At 66.4% G+C, this 20849-nt stretch carries 18 protein-coding genes; 6 read left to right on the forward strand and 12 right to left on the reverse strand.

Features of this window, described 5'->3' with window-relative positions; genetic code table 11:
• Positions 1 to 14 precede the first annotated feature (14 nt).
• The 3 genes from AAHK20_RS09860 to AAHK20_RS09870 all read right to left on the reverse strand — a co-directional run bounded on the left by AAHK20_RS09860 (position 15) and on the right by AAHK20_RS09870 (position 1778).
• Positions 15 to 656 carry a FapB/FapC family functional amyloid domain-containing protein gene (locus AAHK20_RS09860; protein ID WP_449181264.1) on the reverse strand — a complete coding sequence of 214 codons (642 nt, stop codon included), beginning with the start codon at positions 654 to 656 and terminating at the stop codon, positions 15 to 17.
• Positions 653 to 1165 (reverse strand): FapA family amyloid fibril periplasmic chaperone, encoded by a 513-nt coding sequence (locus tag AAHK20_RS09865; protein WP_449181265.1) that lies wholly within the window; start codon positions 1163 to 1165, stop codon positions 653 to 655. The genes AAHK20_RS09860 and AAHK20_RS09865 overlap by 4 nt, the downstream gene beginning before the upstream one ends.
• 130 nt (positions 1166 to 1295) lie before the next feature.
• Complete coding sequence (locus AAHK20_RS09870; RefSeq protein ID WP_449181266.1) at positions 1296 to 1778, reverse strand: hypothetical protein; 483 nt, start codon at positions 1776 to 1778, stop codon at positions 1296 to 1298.
• A gap of 544 nt (positions 1779 to 2322) precedes the next feature.
• Here AAHK20_RS09870 and AAHK20_RS09875 point away from each other — a divergent pair.
• Together AAHK20_RS09875 and AAHK20_RS09880 are read left to right on the forward strand one after the other, a co-directional pair.
• The gene (locus AAHK20_RS09875) at positions 2323 to 3690 is read left to right on the forward strand and encodes a sigma-54 dependent transcriptional regulator (protein ID WP_449181267.1); all 1368 of its coding nucleotides are present in this window, start codon (positions 2323 to 2325) and stop codon (positions 3688 to 3690) included.
• 169 nt (positions 3691 to 3859) lie between these two features.
• On the forward strand, positions 3860 to 4831 hold the full coding sequence (locus tag AAHK20_RS09880) for a thymidylate synthase (protein ID WP_449181268.1): 972 nt from the start codon (positions 3860 to 3862) through the stop codon (positions 4829 to 4831).
• 107 nt (positions 4832 to 4938) lie between these two features.
• Here AAHK20_RS09880 and AAHK20_RS09885 read toward each other — a convergent pair whose 3' ends face one another.
• Positions 4939 to 7461: a DUF6600 domain-containing protein gene (locus AAHK20_RS09885; protein ID WP_449181269.1), complete on the reverse strand. Its 2523-nt coding sequence runs from the start codon at positions 7459 to 7461 to the stop codon at positions 4939 to 4941.
• Positions 7462 to 7614: 153 nt separating this feature from the next.
• Complete coding sequence (locus AAHK20_RS09890) at positions 7615 to 8331, reverse strand: ArsR/SmtB family transcription factor (RefSeq protein WP_449181270.1); 717 nt, start codon at positions 8329 to 8331, stop codon at positions 7615 to 7617.
• Positions 8332 to 8599: 268 nt separating this feature from the next.
• Here AAHK20_RS09890 and AAHK20_RS09895 point away from each other — a divergent pair, with 268 nt between their 5' ends.
• The 4 genes from AAHK20_RS09895 to AAHK20_RS09910 all read left to right on the forward strand — a co-directional run bounded on the left by AAHK20_RS09895 (position 8600) and on the right by AAHK20_RS09910 (position 11804).
• A complete protein-coding gene (locus AAHK20_RS09895; RefSeq protein ID WP_449181271.1) occupies positions 8600 to 8737 on the forward strand; it encodes a hypothetical protein in 138 nt (45 codons plus the stop codon).
• A gap of 144 nt (positions 8738 to 8881) precedes the next feature.
• Positions 8882 to 10150 carry an MFS transporter gene (locus AAHK20_RS09900; RefSeq protein WP_449181272.1) on the forward strand — a complete coding sequence of 423 codons (1269 nt, stop codon included), beginning with the start codon at positions 8882 to 8884 and terminating at the stop codon, positions 10148 to 10150.
• A gap of 39 nt (positions 10151 to 10189) precedes the next feature.
• Positions 10190 to 11215, forward strand: coding sequence for a GlxA family transcriptional regulator (locus AAHK20_RS09905; protein ID WP_449181273.1), 1026 nt, complete (start codon positions 10190 to 10192; stop codon positions 11213 to 11215).
• An 85-nt stretch (positions 11216 to 11300) separates the two neighbouring features.
• On the forward strand, positions 11301 to 11804 hold the full coding sequence (locus AAHK20_RS09910; protein WP_449181274.1) for an acyl-CoA thioesterase: 504 nt from the start codon (positions 11301 to 11303) through the stop codon (positions 11802 to 11804).
• A gap of 68 nt (positions 11805 to 11872) precedes the next feature.
• Here AAHK20_RS09910 and fumC read toward each other — a convergent pair whose 3' ends face one another.
• The 7 genes from fumC to AAHK20_RS09945 form a co-directional block, all read right to left on the reverse strand.
• Complete coding sequence (fumC, locus tag AAHK20_RS09915) at positions 11873 to 13273, reverse strand: class II fumarate hydratase (protein WP_449181275.1); 1401 nt, start codon at positions 13271 to 13273, stop codon at positions 11873 to 11875.
• Positions 13274 to 13325: 52 nt separating this feature from the next.
• Positions 13326 to 15050 (reverse strand): phospholipase D-like domain-containing protein, encoded by a 1725-nt coding sequence (locus AAHK20_RS09920; protein WP_449181276.1) that lies wholly within the window; start codon positions 15048 to 15050, stop codon positions 13326 to 13328.
• Positions 15051 to 15307: 257 nt separating this feature from the next.
• Complete coding sequence (locus AAHK20_RS09925) at positions 15308 to 16699, reverse strand: MATE family efflux transporter (RefSeq protein ID WP_449181277.1); 1392 nt, start codon at positions 16697 to 16699, stop codon at positions 15308 to 15310.
• 153 nt (positions 16700 to 16852) lie between these two features.
• Positions 16853 to 17074, reverse strand: a complete 222-nt coding sequence (locus AAHK20_RS09930) for an RNA-binding S4 domain-containing protein (RefSeq protein WP_449181278.1) — start codon at positions 17072 to 17074, stop codon at positions 16853 to 16855.
• 99 nt (positions 17075 to 17173) lie between these two features.
• Positions 17174 to 18856 carry a SulP family inorganic anion transporter gene (locus AAHK20_RS09935; protein WP_449181279.1) on the reverse strand — a complete coding sequence of 561 codons (1683 nt, stop codon included), beginning with the start codon at positions 18854 to 18856 and terminating at the stop codon, positions 17174 to 17176.
• A gap of 225 nt (positions 18857 to 19081) precedes the next feature.
• On the reverse strand, positions 19082 to 19591 hold the full coding sequence (locus AAHK20_RS09940; RefSeq protein WP_449181280.1) for a DUF1269 domain-containing protein: 510 nt from the start codon (positions 19589 to 19591) through the stop codon (positions 19082 to 19084).
• A gap of 151 nt (positions 19592 to 19742) precedes the next feature.
• Positions 19743 to 20759, reverse strand: coding sequence for a potassium-transporting ATPase subunit C (locus AAHK20_RS09945; protein WP_449181281.1), 1017 nt, complete (start codon positions 20757 to 20759; stop codon positions 19743 to 19745).
• Positions 20760 to 20849: the final 90 nt, after the last annotated feature.

Genomic DNA, 20849 nt, shown 5'->3' on the forward strand with positions numbered 1-20849 from the left:
CCGATACGACTAAGTTAAAAAAAAGTGCCCGCCGGGGGACGGAGCACAAAACTGTTCGCCGTGGCATTACCTGCGCCGGCCGTCTGGTTCACTTGCGCGACCCCGTTGACGTTCTTGAAGGCGTCGTTACTGATGACCGCCTGACGTGCGTCATGGGCTCCCGCTTGTTGCCCCAGACCTCCCTGCTTGGGGGCCGTCGCGGATAGTTCGCTATCCGAGACGGTCTCCACCCCTGTCACCGCAGCGCCTAGGCCGACGCTGTTGCGCTGGAGATTCGCTGCGCCCGCAGACTGGTTCACCATCACCGCTCCGGACGTATTCGAAAATGCATTGCCTTCGATGCTGGCGCTCGCGCTCGGCACGCGCGCCATCGCGCTCGCGCTTTGCGAGCCGCTGGTGTAGGCGGCGCCGTTGGCCGTGCCGCTCACGATCGCCGCTTGATTGCTTTGCACGTTGTTCAGGCCCGCGGTCTCGTTGACCGTGAGCGCGCCATTCGAGCCGTTGAGCGCGCCGGTCGCGATCGTCGCGTTGCCGGTGACCACGGCTTGTTGTGCGAAGACGCTGCCGGGCGCGGCGAGGGCGAGCATCGTCATCGTCAGGCCCGCGAAAGCGGTGAGCGCGCGGAGCGGGCGTTGTGCGTGAAGTGGCGAGTTCATTTCAGCGCTCCCAGTGCGGAGCCGAGCGGCGCGAGCGCGCCTGTCACCGACATCGAGATTTGGCCGCCCACGCCCACCCCTTGCTGCGGCAGGGCGTTCGCGCCCACGGCGACGTTGTTGCCCGTCGTCGAGCCCGAAAGAATCTTCGTGACGGCCTGCAATCCGGCTGCGCTGCCGTTGCTCATGCCGGCCGACGACACGCCGCTCGAGCCGTGCGCGTTGGTCAGGTCGAGATCGGAGACGACCGAGGCCATCGTCGGATTGAACGTGGTGGCCGGGAACGTCGTGGCGCTGACCGCGACGGGGTCCGCGCTCTTGGGCACGGGGTTGAACGCATCGCGCGGCGTGACCGTGCTCTCGACGATGATGTTGCCGGGGTTGCCGTTTTGCTGGGCATTAGCGCTGCTGGCCGCGCTTAGGACGGCCGCGCCGATCATCAGCGCGCCGGCGAAAGCCGGGGTCAGCGCGAGCGCATGCAGCGCGCGCTTGGGCGAAAGTGTGGCGGTCATCGAAGTTCCCCCGCGAAAGACCGACCTTCCCGGCGTTGCCCCGCGTTGCATGGCTGCCGTTGAAAAATCGGTCCCGCGAATTCGTTTGGTTACTTTCCGTCTCTTGCTTACAGCGGCTTTCTGCGCTTACTTACTGTCGTGTGTAGCTCGCGACGTTGCCTTGCGCGGCGCGTCCCGAGTCGACGGGGACGGGCAGCGGGGCGGGCGGTGCGATTTCGTCCCACAGCGTGACGGCGTTGCCGCCTTTCATGAGCTGCGGCGTCGCGGCGAGCATCACCATGCCCTCACGTCCGCCGCGCTGGCGCGACAGCACCTGATCGTCGAGCGGCGGTGCGTTGACGGGCAAGGCGTTGTCGCTGGCGTCGAGCGCGTCGCTGCCGGCTGCCGGCGCCGTGTTGAACTCCAGCACGGCGGGCGTAGCGGCAAGGCTTTGCGGCAGCGGCGCGAGCGTCGGCCAGGCTTCGGCGACGACGAGATTCGCCATCTGTTGCGGGTTCGCATCAACGGCTTCCTGCGCACTGGCAGCGGCCGGCAGCGCAATCGCTATTAGTGCGGCGAATAGCGTGGCCAGGAGCGGGCGCTTGCGCGAAGGAGAAAAGGAAGCGAGTGACATGACGTTGTCTCCGGTGTGCCGGATATTTAGCGAGAGCCATGCCATCGCCCGGAAACCATTACCGCAATTGGTCGGCTCGAAAATGTCGCAATGCGGAATGCAAGAAAACCGGGGAAAGTGTTTCAGCGCTGAAACGGGGGTCGAAATGCGGTGGAATTTCGTTTTGGAACGGGCTTTCAAAATCGCTTCAGCGGACTCCGAAATACCGGCAAAAAATGCTTTTATTAGTTGTATGAAGAATGAAGGGTTTTATGCGAAGGCCCTTATGGCAGGCTGTTTCCGATTATTTTCTTCGCATAATTGTGTTCGCAGACCCGGCGGTATAGTACGATCTCAAAACAGCTTCAGCCTTCAAAATAAGACCGCTGTCACGGTCATAAGCGTTTCATACGCCGCATATCGGGGATCCGCTGTCCACACGGAATGGAATGGCCGTTCGGTAATCGTATTTGATATACGAATACCGAGTTGATCCAGCGGGCTCGCCACAGGTGATTCGAGCGCGTCGTCATCCTTGGCGTTTGTTGACGAGAGGATCTGAAGAATGGAATCCGCAATGCGGCAATTGATTTACGTTACTCGGGAACCCAGCGCACAGCTGAATACAGAGTTCCATCAACGCGGCTGGCATGTCGATGTCGTCGGGTGTGCGCGCGACGTTCGCCGCGCTGTCAAAAGCGATATGGCGGCGGGCGGTCTGCTCGATCTGTCGAGTCATTTTCAGCAACACGAAATCGTGGCGTTCGAGTCGTGTCTCACGATGCCGAACGTCGGCTGGGTCGCGACCACGTCGCCCGGCCAGTTGCAGGACGCCGCGGTGCGCCGTCTGATACGCGACTACTGTTTCGATTACGTGACCATGCCCTATGCGGAGACCCGCATCGTCGACTCAGTCGGCCACGCGTACGGCATGGTGTCGCTCGACGATTCCGATGCGGCGTCCAATGAAAGCGCGCATGTCGGCGAGGGCGAGATGGTCGGATCGTGCGACGCGATGATGGCGCTGTTCCGCTCGATCCGCAAAGTCGCGATGACTGAAGCGCCGGTGTTCATCTCGGGCGAATCCGGCACGGGCAAGGAGCTGACCGCGGTCGCGATTCACGAGCGCTCGTCGCGGCGCGATGCACAGTTCGTCGCGATCAACTGCGGCGCGATCCCGCCGCACCTCTTGCAATCGGAACTCTTCGGCTACGAACGCGGCGCGTTTACCGGCGCGAATCAGCGCAAGATCGGGCGCGTCGAAGCGGCTAACGGCGGCACGCTGTTTCTCGACGAAATCGGCGATTTGCCGCTCGAAAGCCAGGCGAGCCTGTTGCGCTTCCTGCAGGAGCGCACGATCGAACGGCTCGGCGGTCACGCGGCGGTGCCGGTCGATGTGCGCATCATTTCGGCGACCCACGTCGACATGCATCAGGCGATGCTCGAAGGGCGTTTCCGCGCGGACCTCTATCACCGCCTGTGCGTGCTGCAGATCGACGAGCCGCCGCTGCGCGCGCGCGGCAAGGATATCGAGCTGCTCGCGCGGCATATGCTCGACCGCTTCAAGAAAGACGCGGGCCGGCGTTTGCGCGGCTTCTCGCCCGACGCGATCGCGGCGCTCCACAACTACGGCTGGCCCGGCAATGTGCGCGAACTCATCAATCGCGTGCGGCGCGCGATCGTGATGTCGGAAGGACGTTCGATCTCGGCGCGTGATCTGGAGCTCGCGGAGTATGTCGAGATCGTCCCGGTCTCGCTCGCGCAGGCGCGCGAAGCGGCGGAGCGGCAGGCGATCGAGCTCGCGCTGTTGCGTCATCGCGGACGGCTCGGCGATGCGGCGCAGGAGCTCGGCATTTCGCGCGTGACGCTGTATCGCTTGCTGTGCGCGCATGGCATGCGTCACATGGAAGCCGAGACGGCCTCGGGCCGCTGACGTGCGTAGGAAGCGGGGATGACAGGTGCGCCTGGCGTGTCGCCGGGCGCTCACCGTGAGCGGTGCAACGCCGCTTGCTAGAATCGGGGTTATCGCTAAAAAGCTGCGGCGCACTTCCGCCGCAGACCGCCACCTCCGCGGCTTCCCGCCGCGCCGAAGGAAACCCCGAATGAAACAGTACCTGGACCTCGTCCGCACGATCCTCGATACCGGCACCTGGCAGGAAAACCGCACCGGCATCCGCACCATCAGCATCCCGGGCGCCATGATGCGCTTCGACCTGCAGCAGGGCTTTCCGGCTGTGACGACGAAGAAGCTCGCGTTCAAATCGGCGATCGGCGAGTTGGTCGGCTTTCTGCGCGCGTCGAGGAGCGCGGCCGATTTCCGCGATCTCGGTTGCAAAGTGTGGGACGCGAACGCGAACGACAACCCGCAGTGGCTTGCCAATCCCTACCGCGAAGGCCCCGACGACCTCGGCGACGTGTATGGCGTGCAGTGGCGCAAATGGCCCGCGTACAAGCTGCTGAACGCGGATGCGTCCGCGCAAATCGCCGATGCAACGGGGCGCGGCTATCGCATCGTCACGCAGTTCGACGAAGACGGGCAAGGCAAGGTCCTGCTCTACAAGGCGGTCGATCAGTTGCGCCAGTGCCTCGACACGATCATGCAAAACCCGAGCGACCGCCGTATTTTGTTTCACGGCTGGAATCCGGCGCTGCTCGATCAGATCGCGCTGCCCGCGTGCCATCTGCTGTATCAGTTCCTGCCGAATGCGACGCGCCGCGAGATCTCGCTGTGCCTCTATATCCGCAGCAACGACGTCGGTCTCGGCACGCCGTTCAATCTGACCGAAGGCGCGGCGCTGCTGTCGCTCGTCGGGCGGCTGACGGGCTATACGCCGCGCTGGTTCACGTATTTCATCGGCGACGCGCACATCTACGAGAATCAGCTCGACATGCTCAAGAAGCAGCTCGAGCGCGAGCCGTACGAGAGCCCGGTGCTCACGATTTCCGAGCGCGTGCCGAGCTATGCGGAAACGGGCGTCTACGAGCCTGAATGGCTGGAGAAGGTCGAACCGGCCGATTTTTCGCTGACTGGCTACCGGCACCACGATCCGTTGACGGCGCCGATGGCGGTTTGACGGCGGACGTCAGACGCCGTACCACGGTCCTGCTGTCATTGGGGATTCACAGGACGTAAAAAAGCCCGCGGACCGTGCCGCGGGCTTTGTCGTTTACAGCGTTCCGGTTATTCCTTCTTGTGCTCGTTTTGACCGCCGCCGCTGTGCTGCTCGGCGTGCTGTTCCGGGTGCGGCTGTGGTTGCGGTTGAGGGCGTGCCGGCTCCGGACGCGGCTCAGCGTGGGCTTGCGGCTGCGGCTGAGGTTGCGGACGCGGTTCAGCGTGGGCCTGCGGTTGCGGACGCGGCTCCGCGCGTGCCTGCGGTTGTGGCTGCGGACGCGGCTCTTGACGCACCTGCGGTTGCGGCTGCGGCTGCGGACGCGGCTCGGCGCGCTGAACCGGTTGCGGCTGCGGGCGTACCGGCTCGGGGCGTGCCTGCGGCTGCTGCTCGGCGTGTTGCTCAGGACGCGGCTGTCCGCCCTGTGGTGCTTGCGGTACGCGGGCTTCCTGACGCGGCTCAGCGCCCTGCGGTGCTTGCGGCATGCGGGCTTCCTGACGCGGCTGTCCGCCTTGTGGTGCTTGCGGCATACGGGCGTCCTGATGCGGCTGTCCGCCTTGTGGTGCTTGCGGCATGCGAGCCTCTTGACGCGGCTCGCCACCTTGCGGCGCCTGAGGATGCGGCACTTGCGGCTGCGCCTCGCGGCCCGGAGCGGTGCCCGGCTCACCGCGCTGCTGCGCCATCGGCTGACGTTGCTCCATCGGCCCCGGCGCATGCTGCGGTCCATTCGCGTTGCCCATCATTTGCGGCGGATGCGGCACGCCGTTGCCCGGCTGGCCATGCTCCGCGGCCATCGGCGCGCGCGGCGCGGCTTGCTGTCCAAGTTCCGGACGCGCGCCGTTAGGCGCACCCGGAGCCGGACGCTGCTCGGCGGCCTGCGCCGGACCGTGCATCGGCGCCATCACCGGCGAGCGCGTATTGACGAGCCGCACGTCGCGCGCCGGCGCGCCACCGGGCGCGCCGTGCGCCTGCTGTTGCGCGGCCTCGCCGCGGAACGCGGCCGGCGGCGCGTTGCGCACGACCGGGGCGCCGGCGCCCGGCACCTGACCGCCTTGCGCGAACCGCTGTGCGAGGTGATCGTTGAATGCAGCCGGCATGACCGGGTTGCGCGTCGCGACGATCTGCCGTCCCATCGCGGCTTGAGGCGGGCGATAGTTCGCCTGGCGCATCCCCGGCCCAAAGCTCTCGCGTACCGGCGCGATGCCCGGCGCACCCGCGTTGATCCGCGCGTTATGCCATTGCTGCGGATCGACCTTCTGCGCGAAGCGCATGACGGGCTGGCCGTGGACGAACGCCGTCGCCGGCACTGCCGTCACCGCGCCCGGCGCGCGGTAGTTGATGTACGTGTTGTGGATGTTGTTGATATTGGTGATGTTCACGTTGCGGTTGTTGACGATCACCGTCTGGTTCACGCGCTCGTAGTAGCGCGGGCTCCAGCCGCCGTCCCTCGGGTGCCACTCTTCGCCGGGGCCGAGCGGGAACCACGCGCAGCCCGCCGTGGCGACGCCGCCAATCGTGAGGTTCACGCCCCAGTCGACACCGCCGCCTCCGCCGCCGACGAACGCAACGAGCGCCGGCGCATAGACGGGCGGCGCGCTCTCGACGAGCGGACCCGGCACCCACGCCCAACGATCGTCGTCGTACGCCCAGCGGCCGTAGTGGTAGGGCGCGAAGCCCCACGGTGCGTCATCGACCCAGGTCCAGCCCCACGGCGCTTGCCAGACCCAGTGGCCTTCGTGGTACGGCGCCCAGCCAGCCGGCGTCGAATTCGGCACCCACACGGCGCCGTACTGCGGGCTGTTGCTCCACGTGCCGTTCGCGTCGAGATCCTGGTAGCCGGGGATGTCGCGCGATACGTAGCGTGCGGAGATCGAGCGGTCCTCGGCCTGATCGCGGCCCATCGCCCAGTGGTCGAACGCGTCGGGCGGCGGCGTGCCGTTGCTCGCCACCTGCTGGAGATTCGTGCCGGAGAACGTGATCTGCTGGCCGGCCTGCATCGGCACCTGGCCGCCGTCGCCATAGACCGTGACCGAGCCCTCGCGCACCGTCACCGTCGTCGTGCTGCCGTCGGGCGCGGCGTCGACGCGATAGTCGCCGGGGCCGGTCACGCCGACCGCGACGTTCGGCGTGTCGATTTCATACGACGAACCCGGCGCGAGTTCGCGCACGTGCGTCGACAGCGTGCCTTGCGCGACTTTGAGCTGCGCGTTGGTGTCGTCGAGATTGAGGACGTCGAGGCTCGTCGAGGCGCCGAGGCGCACGGCCGTCGAGCCGATATGCATTTCGGAGCGGGCGTTCGTGTCGTTCCACAATTGATCGCCGGTCGTGAGCGGACGGTTCAGCGTCGCGTATGACCAGTCGGTTGCGCCGGCGGGCTCGGTCGTCACGGCGCCCGACATGTAGTTCAGGCGTGCGACGCGCGAGGGCGGATCGACTTGCTGCGCGGCCGGCGCGGTTTGCGGCGGCATGTCCTGCGGCGGCTCGGTCTGTGCGAAGGCTGCGTGCGACGCCAGCGCGAACGGCGCGATGGCGAGCAGCACGTAACCCGTCAAGCGACGGAGGGTCAGTCGAGGCGATGGGGTTGGCGTTTTCATGATGGTCCGTGGTCCGAGACGGGTGGGATGCTACGGCATTCCATGGAATCACTCTAGCCTTTGCCCCTGTATCAAAGCGCTGTGTTTTGTAAGTCTCCAGTCGTCGTCTGTAACAAAGAATGTCCGCGCCCTAAATTCGTAATCCGCCGGCTTTCAAGTCGAAAGAATGGCGTCGAATTGGCGGTGTCCGGTGGGGGTGATGCGCAGCACGCGCGGCTTTTCCGCGCGCTCGACCCAGCCTTGCTCCGACCAGCTTTCAAGCAGCGCTGCGCCTAGCGCGCCGCCGAGGTGGGCGCGCCGCTCGCTCCAGTCGAGGCAGGTGCAGGCGAAGCGTCGGCGGCGTCCGCGTTCGATGCCCACGTCGACCCCCAGGCTCGCGAGCTTCGCGGCGCCGGTGTCGGTCGCTTCGATCGCGTCGCCGTCCTGGACGAGCCAGTGCTCGCCGATCATTTTTTCGAAGACGCGCACCGCGAGCTCGCCCGCCATGTGGTCGTAGCAGGTGCGCGCGTAGCGCATCTCGAGCGGCACCGTGCGTGCGGGGCGCGGCGTCGCGCGCTGCGGCGCGCTCGCTTGCGCGAGGTTGGCGAGTGCTTCGATCGACGCCGCGATGTCGGGCGTCGCGATCCGGTAGTAGCGGTGGCGTCCGCGCACCTCGAGCGCGAGCAGGCCGCCTTCGGAGAGCCGCGCGAGATGCCCGCTCGCCGCCGATGGCGACAGCCCCGCGATCAATTGCAGTTCGCCGGCGGGGCGCGCGCTGCCGTCCATCAGCGCCCAGAGCATGGCGGCGCGGCCGGGATCGGCGAGCAGCGAGCCGATGCGGCTCAAGCCGGGGAAGTGGCCTTCGTTGTGGTCGGGAAGCGGGGCGGGCATGGTGGATCTCCGTATAGACGAGGGGGTGTCGCGCGGCCGGTTTGATGGTTCGAGGTGGCTGCCAGCGCGAGGAAGGGCGCGTGTCGATACTCTACCGCTGCGCTGCATTCGATGTTTCAGGCTAGATCGAAATGTCGAATGCGGCTTCGGATTGGCGGCGGGAGATTGCCCGAAGCGTCGCGACCCGGCGCGCAACATGAGTACGCGCTCGCCGCTGCGCTAGAATCGATTTCTTCCTTCGCGCAACGCGATGAACCAAAGGGCAGTCATGAAAGTGTTCCTGGCGGCGATGCTGGCCGCTTTCCTCTGCAGCGCCTGCGCGGGCGGCGGCCCAGCGCCGAGCGCCGGCTCGGGCACGATCGAGATGTACGGCACCATCGACGAAGGCATCACCTTCCACAAGTAACGCGTAGCGGGCGAGGCTTGGCCGCGCTTTCGCCCGTTCTCGGGTGCGCTCGATCTTCTGGCAGCAATTGATGCATCATTGGCATTTCTGCCAATAGCGGGCGTGGGACGATTTGAATACCGTCCACCCGCTTCGAGGCCGTCGATGCCGCCTTCCGCTCAGTCCTCATCCTCCGATGCAACAGCCGGCCTCGGCCGGCGCAATACGCGCGTGCTGGCGCTGTGCCAGGCGCTCTACACGTCGTCGGTATCGATCGACCTGACGCTCACCGGCATCGTCGGCTACACGCTCGCGCGCGACAAAGCCTTCGCCACGCTGCCGTTTTCGCTGATCACGGTCGCCGCCGCGCTGACGACGGTCTTCGCATCGTTCCTGATGGCGAAGATCGGCCGGCGCGCGGGCTTTGCGATCGGCGCGAGCGTCGGCGCGGCGGGCGGCGCGATCTCGGTCTGGGCCATCTTTCATCACAGTTTTGTCGCGTTCTGCTGCGGCACCGCGACCGTCGGCGTATTTCAGGCGTTCGCGCAGTACTACCGCCTCGCCGCAGCCGATGCGGCCGGCTTCGCGGGCAAGAGCCGCGCGATTTCGACGGTGCTCGCGGGCGGTGTCGTCGCGGCGGTGCTCGGTCCGGCGATCGCGGCGTGGAGCCGGGACTGGTTCGCGTCCGTCGCGTTTGCCGGGTCGTATGTGGTCGTGACGGTGTTTGGGCTGGCTTCGATGGCGCTGCTGCTGATGGTGTATCGCGACGGCGCGGCGAGCGGAGCGAGTCACGCGCCGTCACACGTGGCACAAGCAGCGAGCGCGGAGACGGCCGCCGCGCGTCCGCTCGCGCAAATCGTGCGCCAGCCGATCTTCGCCGCCGCGCTGGCGAACAACGCGCTCGGCTACGCGGTGATGATGTTCGTGATGACGGCGACGCCCATCGCCGCCGTCGCCTGCGGCCACACGATCGGCCAAGGCGCCGAGATCATCCAGTGGCATCTGGTCGGCATGTACGCGCCGTCGTTCTTTTCGGCGCGACTCATCGACCGCTTTGGCGTGCTGCGCGTCATCGGCGCGGGGATCGCGCTTTCTGCGATGTGCGGCGTGATCGCGCTGCGCTCGGCCGATCTGCCGCATTTCTACGCGGCGCTCGCGTGCCTCGGCGTCGGTTGGAACCTCATGTTCGTCGGCGGCACGACGCTGCTGGCGCAGTCGTATCGGCCGAGCGAGCGCGCGAAGACGCAGGCGGCGAGCGAATTCACGACGTTTGGCTTTACCGCGCTGGCGTCGCTGTTTGCCGGGCAATGGCTCGCGCATTTCGGGTGGGACGCGGTCAATGCGGCGATTTTTCCGTTGCTCGGCTTGGCCGCGCTCGCGACTGTCGCCCTCGCGTGGTCGCGTTCGCGCGCTGCGGCGATGGCCGCGTTGTGAAGAGGGCGCTGTGAAGGGTTTTCCATCGAGGGTTTCGACATGACTTCCGAAGTTCGCCACGTCGTTTTTGCGGTTGCGCCCGATCTCGTGCTGCTCGACGCGGCGGGTCCGCTCGAGGCGTTCTGGCGCGCGGAGCTGACCGCGCGCGCCACCGGTCTCGGCGGTCCGGGCAAAGCGGGCGAGCCGGCCGCGTATCGGACGACCGTGGCGTCGATCGATGGCGGCGCGCTCGACACCTATCCCGGCCTGCCGATCCTCACCGAGCGCCTGGACACGCTCGACGGCCTGCCGATCGACACGCTGATCATCCCCGGCATCCCGGCCGACGAGGGCCTCGTGATGCAGCCAGAACTCGTCGACTGGATCGCGCGCCGCGCGCCGCAGATCCGGCGCGTCTGCTCGGTCTGCACCGGCGCGTTCTACCTGGCCGCGGCGGGCCTGCTGGATGGCCGCCGCGCGACGACGCATTGGCGCAGCGCGGGGCTGCTCGCGCGGCGGTACCCGGCGGTGCAGGTCGACGCCGACCCGATCTTCATCCGCGACGTGCGCGACGGCCGCGCCGTCTGGACGTCGGCGGGCGTCACCGCGGGCATCGATCTCGCGCTGGCGCTGATCGAGGAGGACCTCGGCCACGATGTCGCCATGCAGGCGGCGCGGCGCCTGGTCGTGTTCATGAAGCGGCCCGGCGGCCAGTCGCAATTCAGCGCCGCGCTCAATGCCCAGGCGTCGGCGGGCGGCGCGTTCGACACGCTGCACAGCTGGATGGCGGCGAACCTGCAAGACGATTTATCGGTGGAACGGCTCGCAGAAGAAGCGAGCATGAGCCCGCGCACGTTCGCGCGGCGCTACGTCGACGAGGTCGGACGCACTCCCGCGAAGACGGTGGCGGAGCTGCGGCTCGAAGCGGCGTCGCGCGCGCTCGCGCAATCGGCGCGGCCGCTCAAGCGCATCGCGCTCGAATGCGGCTTCGGCAGCGAGCAGAACCTGCGCCGCGCGTTCATGAGGCGCTTCGGCGTCCTGCCGCTCGACTATCGCGAACGCTTCGCGTCTCTGCATGCGGGTTGATGCACGCGGGTTGATCGGCACAGCGCGCGACAATTTGCCCCTTTATAATCCGCTCATTTAGAACCCTCGCCTGACCGGAGTCACGATGAGCACGCCCGCCGCACCGATGGACCGTTCCGAAACCACCTTCCGCTTTCTCGCGGAGCCAACGTCCGTCAACTTCGGCGGCAAGGTGCATGGCGGCGCGTTGATGAAGTGGATCGACGAGACCGCGTATGCGTGCGCCGCCGTCTGGTCGGGGCGCTATTGCGTGACGGTCAGCGTCGGCAATATTCGCTTCCGCCGGCCGATTCTCGTCGGCAATCTGGTCGAATTGCGCGCGCGCGTCGTCGCGACGGGCCGCACCAGCATGCATATCCACGTCACGGTGATGGCGGGCGACCCGAAAAGCGGTCAGCTGCGTCTGACGACCGACTGTCTGGTCGTGTTCGTCGCCGTCGACGAGAACGGCACGCCGATCCCGGTGCCGGCGTTCGTGCCGGAAACCGACGAGCAGAAAAGCATCGCCAAGTACGCGATGGACGTGAAGGCTGCGCTCGACGCGATCGTCGAACTCAAGCCCGAGGAAATCGCGCAAGGGAAGATCTGACGCGAGCCTGATGTGAAAAGCGCCGTGACGGTCCGCCGCCACGGCGCTTTTTGTTGGTCGGCGCGCCGCTACTTCTGCGCGTTGCCGACCATCTCCTGCGGACGCACCCACTCGTCGAACTGCTGCTCGGTCACATAGCCGAGCGCGAGCGCCGACGCCTTCAGCGTCGTGCCTTCCTTGTGCGCCTTCTTCGCGATCTTGGCGGCCTTGTCATAGCCGATGTGCGGATTGAGCGCCGTCACGAGCATCAGCGATTCGTTCAGGAGCGTCTCGATGCGGTCGTGATTCGGCTCGATGCCGACCGCGCAGTTGTCGTTGAAGCTGTGCGCGCCGTCGGCGAGCAGGCGAATCGATTGCAGCACGTTGTGCGCGATCATCGGACGAAACACGTTCAGCTCGAAGTTGCCGCTCGCGCCGCCCAGGTTGATCGCGACGTCGTTGCCGAACACCTGGCAGCACAGCATGGTCATGGCCTCGGATTGGGTCGGGTTGACCTTGCCCGGCATGATCGAGCTGCCCGGCTCGTTTTCCGGAATCGACAGTTCGCCGAGGCCGCAGCGCGGGCCGCTCGAGAGCCAGCGGATGTCGTTGGCGATCTTCATGAGGCTCGCCGCGACCGTCTTCAACGCGCCGTGCGCGAACACCAGCGCGTCGGCGGCGGCCATCACCTCGAACTTGTTCGGCGCCGTGACGAACGGCAGGCCGGTCAGCTTGCCGATCGTCTGTGCGACGTTGTGCGCGAACTGCGGATGCGCGTTGAGGCCCGTGCCGACCGCCGTGCCGCCCTGCGCCAGCTCATAGAGATGGGGCAGGGCGGATTCGACGTGCTTGATGCCGTGATCGAGCTGCGCGACGTAGCCCGAAAACTCCTGGCCGAGCGTGAGCGGCGTCGCGTCCTGCAGGTGCGTGCGGCCGATCTTCACGATGCCGGCGAAGGCCTGCGCCTTGGTGTCGAGCGTCGCGCGCAGCGTCTTCAGCGCGGGCAGCAGATGCTTGACGATGCCGTACGCCGCGGCGACGTGCATCGCCGTCGGAAACACGTCGTTCGACGACTGGCCGCGGTTCACGTCGTCATTGGGATGCACCTTGCGCGCCTCGCCGCGCTCGCCGCCCATCAATTCGCTGGCGCGGTTCGCGAGCACCTCGTTCAGATTCATGTTGGTCTGCGTGCCGGAACCCGTCTGCCAGACCGCGAGCGGGAATTCGCCCGGATGCTTGCCGTCGATGACTTCGTCGGCCGCCTGCATGATCGCGTGCGCTTTGTCTTCGGGCAGCACGCCCAGGCCGAGATTCACCTCGGCCGCCGCGCGCTTGATGATCGCCAGCGCGTTGATGAGTTCAGGCGACTGCTTTTCCGTCGAAATCTTGAAGTTTTGCAGCGAACGCTGCGTTTGCGCGCCCCAGAGGTGCGCGTTCGGCACGGCGATTTCGCCGAAGGTGTCGCGTTCCATGCGTACGTCGTCGGTCATGTTCAGCTCCAATTGACAGAGGGTTCGGATTCGGCGCGCTGTCATGCCAGCGTCACAGCTCCGAATCGACGGGCAACCACAAGAATAGACCCGTGAGCGCGTTTCGGTAGAGGCCGGCTTGCGGGTCGAGCGTCCAAGTCTTCAGATAGGGGCCGCTTGCGCCGGGTTCCTCGCTCGTCCACACGATGCGCGACGTGGACCCGGCGAGCCCTTGCAGCTGGGCCCTTTCGGCGGGCGTCGCGAGCCGCAGACGGTAGCTTGCCCGCAGCGACGTCGCCTGTTCGAACAGTTGCGCGACTTGGCTGGCGAGCGCCGGGCTGTGGATGAAGAGCGCGAGCTCGGTGTTCAGGTGCGCCGAGCGCGGATCGAGATTCATCGAGCCGATCACGAGCGTGCTGCGGTCGATCACGTAGACCTTCGCGTGCAGGGCCGTGCGCGATTCGGAGCCTGTGAGGCTCTCGTGCTCTTCGTGCCCTTCGGGTGTTTGGTGGAGAGGCTTGTACTCGTACAGCTCGACGCCGTTTTCGAGCAGCGGCACGCGGTACGGGCTATAGCCGGCCTGCACGGAGATCGCGTCGGTGGACGCCATCGAGTTGGTCAGTACCGCCACGCGCACGCCGCGCTTGGTCAGCTCGCCGAGCAGTTTGACGCCGCCTTCGTGCGGCACGAAGTAGGGCGACAGGATCAGCACCTCGCGCTGCGCGGACCGCACCGTCTCGACGAGCGCGTGCATCGGCGGGCTTCGATAGGTGTCGCTCGGCGCCGTGATCTTGCTTGGCGAGTCGCCGCGAAATTCGGCTTTCGCCCACGTGAGATCCAGCTGCTGCTGCGCGATGCGCTCGGCGAGCGGCGTTTTGTCGAGCGGCTTGGCGTTGTAGGCGTCGGCGTCTTCGCGCCAATGGGCGCGCAATGCGTCGCGCGTCGCGTCGAGATCGGCGGTTTCGAAGTGCTGCTTGTTCAGTACGGAGAGCGGGTAGGAATCCGAACTGTTCCAGAACGTGTCGAAGCTCGCCGAGACATCGTGCGTGACCGGCCCGGCTGCCAACACGTCGAGATCGCGAAACACGAGCGTCGGGCTCATGCCGAAGTACTCGTCGCTCAGATTGCGGCCGCCGACGACCGCGATCTGGTTGTCCGCGATCATCGCCTTGTTGTGCATGCGGCGCGTGAAGTGATCGATTTTCGTGAAGATGTTCTCGGTGCGCTCGAACATCCCCCATTGCGCGCTGCCGTACGGGTTGAACACGCGCACGTCGATGTTCGGATGCGTGTTGAGCGCGGCCATCGTGTTGTCGATGTCCTTGAAGTTCAGGTCGTCGACGAGGAGCCGCACATGCACGCCGCGGTCGGCGGCATGGAGCGCCGCAGCCAGCATCAGCTTGCCGGTGACGTCCTCGTCGGCGATGTAGTACTGCATGTCGAGCGTTTTCGTCGCGGCGCGCGCGAGCGCCACGCGCATCTGCAGCCCTGCGACGCCGCTCGGCAGCAGCACGAAGCCCGATTCGCCGGGATGGGCCTTTTCGAGCGGAGCGAGGGCTTCGGAGAGCGGCGTATCCGCCGACGCGGGGAGCGCGTGGGTGACGGGGTGGTTGACATTGGCGGGGGGCCGCGTCGCGCAGGAGGCGATCAGCGTGGCCAGGACGAGGAGGGCTATGTATCGGATTGCACGCGAGGCCGCTTGGCGCGTCCGCGAAAGACGCGTGATTGCATCCTGCGCGTGCTGGCGCGCAGGGTTGCCCGGTCGCCCAAGTTCGATCACGGTGCGTCGCTCTCCCATCGATGCGTTTCTTCGTCAGACGGGACGTTCGTTGAGCGTCTGCCTAGAAAAAGGCATGTAAGGAGGAATCGCTTGGCGAAGCCGTCAGTCCGTCAGCCAATCAGCAAGCGGCGTGCCCAGCAACGACAGCGCGAGAGGAAAAACGGAGGAGTAAAAAAGAAGGCCCGCCGGCAGCGCGGGCCAAACACCCTGTCAGAGGAGTCGATTCCATCGTACCCGGCGCGATGCCGCGCGCCAACCAACAACGGATGCTTTGCTTATGCCTGGGGCGTGTCTGTCAAATGCTGGCTCTTCTTATGAAAGCGCAGCGTCAACAGTATGGCGACGCTCGCGAGCCCGGCCGCCAGCCCCCACCACAGGCCGCGCGCACCGAGGCCGAAGTGGAACGCGAGCGTATAGCCGGTCGGGAAGCCGACGCCCCAATAGCCGAACGCCGCCGCGATCATCGGGATGCGCGTGTCCTTGAGACCGCGCAAGCACCCTGCGGCGACCGTCTGCATGCCGTCGACGATCTGGAACACGGCCGCCACGCCGAGCAGCGTTGCGGCGAGCGCGACCGTCGGCGCCTCGGACGGATTGTCGAGACGCAGATAGAGCCCGACGATCCAATGCGGCGCAAGAATCAGCACCAGGCCCGACAGCGTCATGAACCCGACGCCGAGCCCGAGCGCGACGAAGCCCGCGTGCCGTGCCGCGAGCGGCTGCCCGGCGCCGGCCCAGTAGCCGACTCGCACGTTCGCGGCCTGGCCGATCGAGAGCGGCACCATGAACGCCACCGACGCGACGTTCAGCGCGATCTGATGTGCCGCGAGTTGCGTCTGTCCGAGCAGGCCGATCATGAGGCCGGTGGCGAGAAAGAGCGTCGATTCGACGCCATAGGTGATGGCGACGGGCCAGCCGATCGCGAACAGCTCGCCCATCAGCGGGAGTTTCGGCCGCGCGGCAGTGACGAAGCGCCGGTAGCGTTCGCGGCCGTGCAGCAGGATCACGAGCGCGATTGCCGTGAGCCAGATGGTGCAGGTCGTCGCCGCCGCCGAGCCGAGAAAGCCGAGCCGCGGCAAGCCATAGGCGCCGTGAATCAGGCCGTAGTTGAGCACCGCATTGACGGCGACCCCCGCGATCGATACCCACAGCAAGCGTTTCGCCGCGCCGATGGCGGGCAGGAACGAGCGCATCATGCCGATCCCGATCAGGCTGCCGAGCGCCGCCCAGCGCAGGATGTTCGCGTATTCGCCGACGTCGCGCGCGAGCGTGGGCGGCTCGCCGAACGCGAGCAGGATCGGATGCGCGAACGACAGCAGCACGAACGCGGGCACCGCGAGAATCGCCGAGAGCAGGAGGCCGGTCCAATAGATGTGCGGCACGCGGTGTTCGGCCTGCGCGCCGCGCGCATGGGCGACGCTGACCGAGACCGAGGTCAGCACGCCTTGCAGCAGCGTCACGACGACGAAGAAGAGCGTGGCGCCGAGGCCGCCGGCCGCGAGCGCGTCGGGGCCGAGCGAGCCGAGCAGGATGGTGTCGGTGACGCCCATCGCCATCTGCGAGAGCTGTGCGATCGCGAGCGGCGCGGCAAGACGGGCGGTGTCGGCGGCGTGGCGGGTGAGGCTGGGCGGCGGAACGGCCGCGTGAGAAAGACGGGATTGAGACATAGGGACCTGCGAAAACCTGCTGGTGCGGCGAACCTTGCGCGCACCTTTCTTATTTCGAAAACAGACAGCATATGGCCAGCGCGTGCGGCTGTCGATGAGGCGAGCGGTCTATCTGTGCCGCATTGCGGGCGCGAAGGCGCGTCAGTATGCGTGCTAAGCCGCTTCGTGCACGGCGATGCGCGTGTCGCCGAGCATGACGACCTGGCCCGCGCGGATCTTGCAGGTCTTGCGCAGCTCGACCTGGCCGTCGACCGTGACCGCGCCCGACGCGACGATCGCCTTCGCCGAGCCGCCGCTGTCCGCGAGGCCCGTGATCTTCAGCAGGTTGTGCAATTCGACGAAGTCGCCGGTGAGCGTGAAGTTGAGATTGGCCATGACGAGAAATGCGTGTTCACGCTTCGAAGAGAGAGAAGGGCTCGCATCATAAGCCAGTTGCAGCGCGGGGCCGGTTATTTACGCACCGGCCCGCCGGCTTCAGACCTCGTGCCTCGCGTGCAGGCTTTCGTCCGCCTCGACGACGGCGAGCGCCTCATGCAGCGTCTTGAAGATGCGCGTCTCGCCGATCACGCTGGCGATGCCGTGCCGGACCATGTCCGAATACAGGTATTGGTTGACGCGTGCGAACACGACCTGGACCTGGCGCTGCGTCAGCGTTTCGCAGAGCTCGGTGACGGTGCGCGCAGCCGAGTAGTCGAGATCGGTGATGGCGCCCGCATCGACCACGAACCAGCGCACGGGACTCGGCGCATGCTCGATGAGATCGCGGACTTCATCGACGAAGAAATGATCGTTGGCGTAAAAGAGATCGGCGCCGAAGCGGTACACGATCAGCCCGGGCGCGGTCTCGGCGCCCGGCGTGGCCGGCGCGGGCAGCCAGCGCGAATCGGCGCCGGGCTCGAGCATCATCGTGTGAGGGCGATAGCTGTGGCGCACGTGCCGCAACAGCGACAGGAAGACCGCCAGCAAGATGCCCTGCTCGACGCCGATCACGACTACCGACGCCGCCGTGAAGAGCGCCAGCGTAAATTCGCCAGGGCTCTCGCTGCGGATCGCCATCAGGCTCGGCACGTTGACGAGGCCGACGGCGATCGTGAACACGATGCCGGCCAGCACGCAGTGCGGCAGGTACTGAAGCGTGCCGCTCAGGAACAGCAGCACCACGACGACCACGGCCGCGAACACCAGCTGCGCCACTTGGCTGCGCGCACCGGCGCGCTCGGCCATCGCGGTCTGCGTCGGGCTGCCGTTGACGACGAACGCGCCGGTCACCGCCGCGGCCGCATTGGCGGCGGCGATGCCGAGGATGTCGGAGTCGATGTCGACGGGCTCGCGATAGCGTTCCGCGAACGCGCGGCTGGCCGCGGCGCTCTGCGCGATGATCATCGCGAAGCACGACGCGGAGGTGGGCAGCAGTTCGAGCGATTCGCGCCAGCCGACGAGCGGCCAGTGCAGCGACGGCAACCCGCCCGCGACGGGCCCGATCACCGCGATGCCGTGACCCGCGAAGTTGTACGCGTAGCTTGCCGCGATCGACGCCACGACGGCGAAGAGCGCAACCGGCAGGCGCGGCATGAAGTGCTTGAAGCCGAGGATGAGCGCTACCACGAGCGCCGCAATCGCCAGCGTGGGGAGCTGAGTGTGCGGTAACTGATCGAGGACCTGGCCTAGCTGCTCGATGCTGTGCCGCGTCGTCACGGTCACGCCGAACATGTCGCCGAGCATCGCGATGCCCACTTGCACGCCGACGCCGGCAAGAAAGCCGACCAGCACCGTGCGCGAGAGAAAGTCGGCGAGAAAGCCGAGCTTGAAGATGCGCGCGATCAAGAGCAGCGCGGCCGTCTGCATCGCGACGACGCCCGCGAGCGCCGCGTACTTCGCGCTCGCGACGGGCGCCATGGTTGCGAGCCGGCTCGCGAAGATCGTGGCGGTGGCCGAATCGGCCGCGACGACGAGGTGCCGCGATGCGCCGAAGATCGCGAACGCCACGAGCGGCAAGAGGACGGTGTAGAGGCCCGTCACCGCGGGCATGCCCGCGATGCGCGCATAGCCGAGCACCTGGGGGATGTTCATCGAGGCGAGCGTCGCGCCCGCCATCGCATCGCGAAGGGCGCCAGCCCGGTCCAGAGGTCGGATTCCCTTCAATAAGCTAAGTCGCATGCCTGTTTTCCAAGGAGTTTTTGCACGCACGAATGACGTGAAAACGGTATGAACGTTACCGTATCGTGCCGCGATTCGAAGTGGAAAAGCAAGGCAAACGGCAAAACGGGGAGGGCGGCCGCTGCTGCGCGCGGCGGCCTCGATGTCGGCTGGGACGCTGGCAAGGGCGGCTCGCGCAGCCCGGATCGTCAAGCCCGCGCGAGCGTGTTGGCTCGACGAAAACGGTTACGGAAATGCCGGTATCGTCGGGTCCGTGCCTTCGATATCCGCTTCGGGATGATGGCTCTTGACGAGTTCTTCGATCTCGTCGACGAGGTCTTTTCGCACGTCGACCATCATCAGCAGCTCGCCTTTCTCGATCGCGGCCTCGAAGCGTTTCAGTCGCGTGTTCGGGACGTCGACGCCGATCATCGTCGCCGTCCACGCGCCGAAACCCGCGCTCGCCAGCGTCATCAGCACCACGGCGCCGCCCGCGATCGTGAGCCCCGCTGGAGGAAACGCCATCGCGATGAGCCCCGCCAGCGCGCCTGTCACGCCGCCCGCCGCCGTGCCGCGCGCAAGTGCGGGAAGCAGGTCGCTGCGCTGCGAGAGCGTGCATTGCGGCAGGTCTTCGAGCGGGGTGCCGGGACGGGCGAGCACGTGGATATGCCGCCACTCGATGCGCTTGAGCAGCAGCTCGTCGATGATGCCCTTCGCGCTCGGCACGTCGGGCAAGAGGAAGTAGATGCGGCGCATGATGGCTCTCCCTTCGGGTCTTCCTTGCGGGAATACCCGTAGCCCCGCTGGCCGGGCCGGCATCGAATTTGCACAGGCGATCGGCGACAGGGCCTTATCAACCAATATAGTCGCTATCGGATCGGAGCACCCGGAGCCGAATCGAATGGCCTTACGCCGGCGCCCCAAACCGCCTGCGCAATTCGAGGTTGACTTCGAGCACGTTCACGAACGGTTCGCCCGCGAGACCCCCCAGCGGCGCATGCGCCTTCTGCTGCAGCAGCGCGCTGACTTCGCTCTTGATCATCGCCGGATCGCGCTTCGTATCCTTGGCCCATGCGGCGGCCACGCGGTCCAGTTGATAGTCGGCGTTGGCGAGCGTGATGTCGGGGTCGAGACCCGAGCCCGAGGTCGTCACGAAATCGCCAGGCACGTTTTGCAGCACGACGTCCGGATGGTCCTGCCGCCACATGTCGAAGAAGATCGACTGAATGTCGGAGCCGGTCTTCACAGGTTCGATCGACGTGACGCTCTTGCCGTCGCTGCCGGTTTTCGTGACGCTCGACGGGAACTGCCCTGGGTGCTCGGCCGAGAACGATTCGAAGAACGGCACGGCAAGGTCCGCCGCTTTCGGCTGTGGCGTGCCGGGGTTCGCCGCGATCCATTGCTTGACTGCTTGCGGGTGGCTCTTCGTCCACTCGTCGACGTACTTCCCATGCGACGGGTCTGCGTTGACCCACGCCTGCGCGAGCGAGTTATGCGCGTCGGCCCATTGCGCGACGATATGAGGCTGGCCGTTGGCGCGATCCGCCTGGAACCACGTCTCGACATCGGGCGCGACGAGCTGTCCCGCCTTTGGCCCGCTCGCATACTGCGCGATCGGTCCCAGCGTGCGCGCGACGCGATCGCGCAGCGCATAGTTCGACGCCGCGAGCGCCGACGAACCCGACGACGACCCGTCATACGACACAGCGGACGGACGCGGCTGGAAGTATTCGTCCTTCGTGAACGGCTGCGCGATCAAGAGCGAACCGACCGGCTTGCCGTCGGGCCCGTTCACGATGCTGCCGTTCGCCTGGAACGGAAACGCGGTCTGCCCGATGATCCACAGGATCGCCGGATAGAGGCCGCACACCAGCACGACTGCCATCCCCAGCAGCAAGGCACTTTTCGATACGTAGCGCAGCATGGTTGTCTCCCTGTCGACCAGAGTTAGCGCTTTAGCGCTTACTCTGGTCTCATGCAAAGCTCAGTGCGCGGATTTCACGCGATGCTCATG

The organism is Trinickia camelliae (assembly GCF_053525655.1).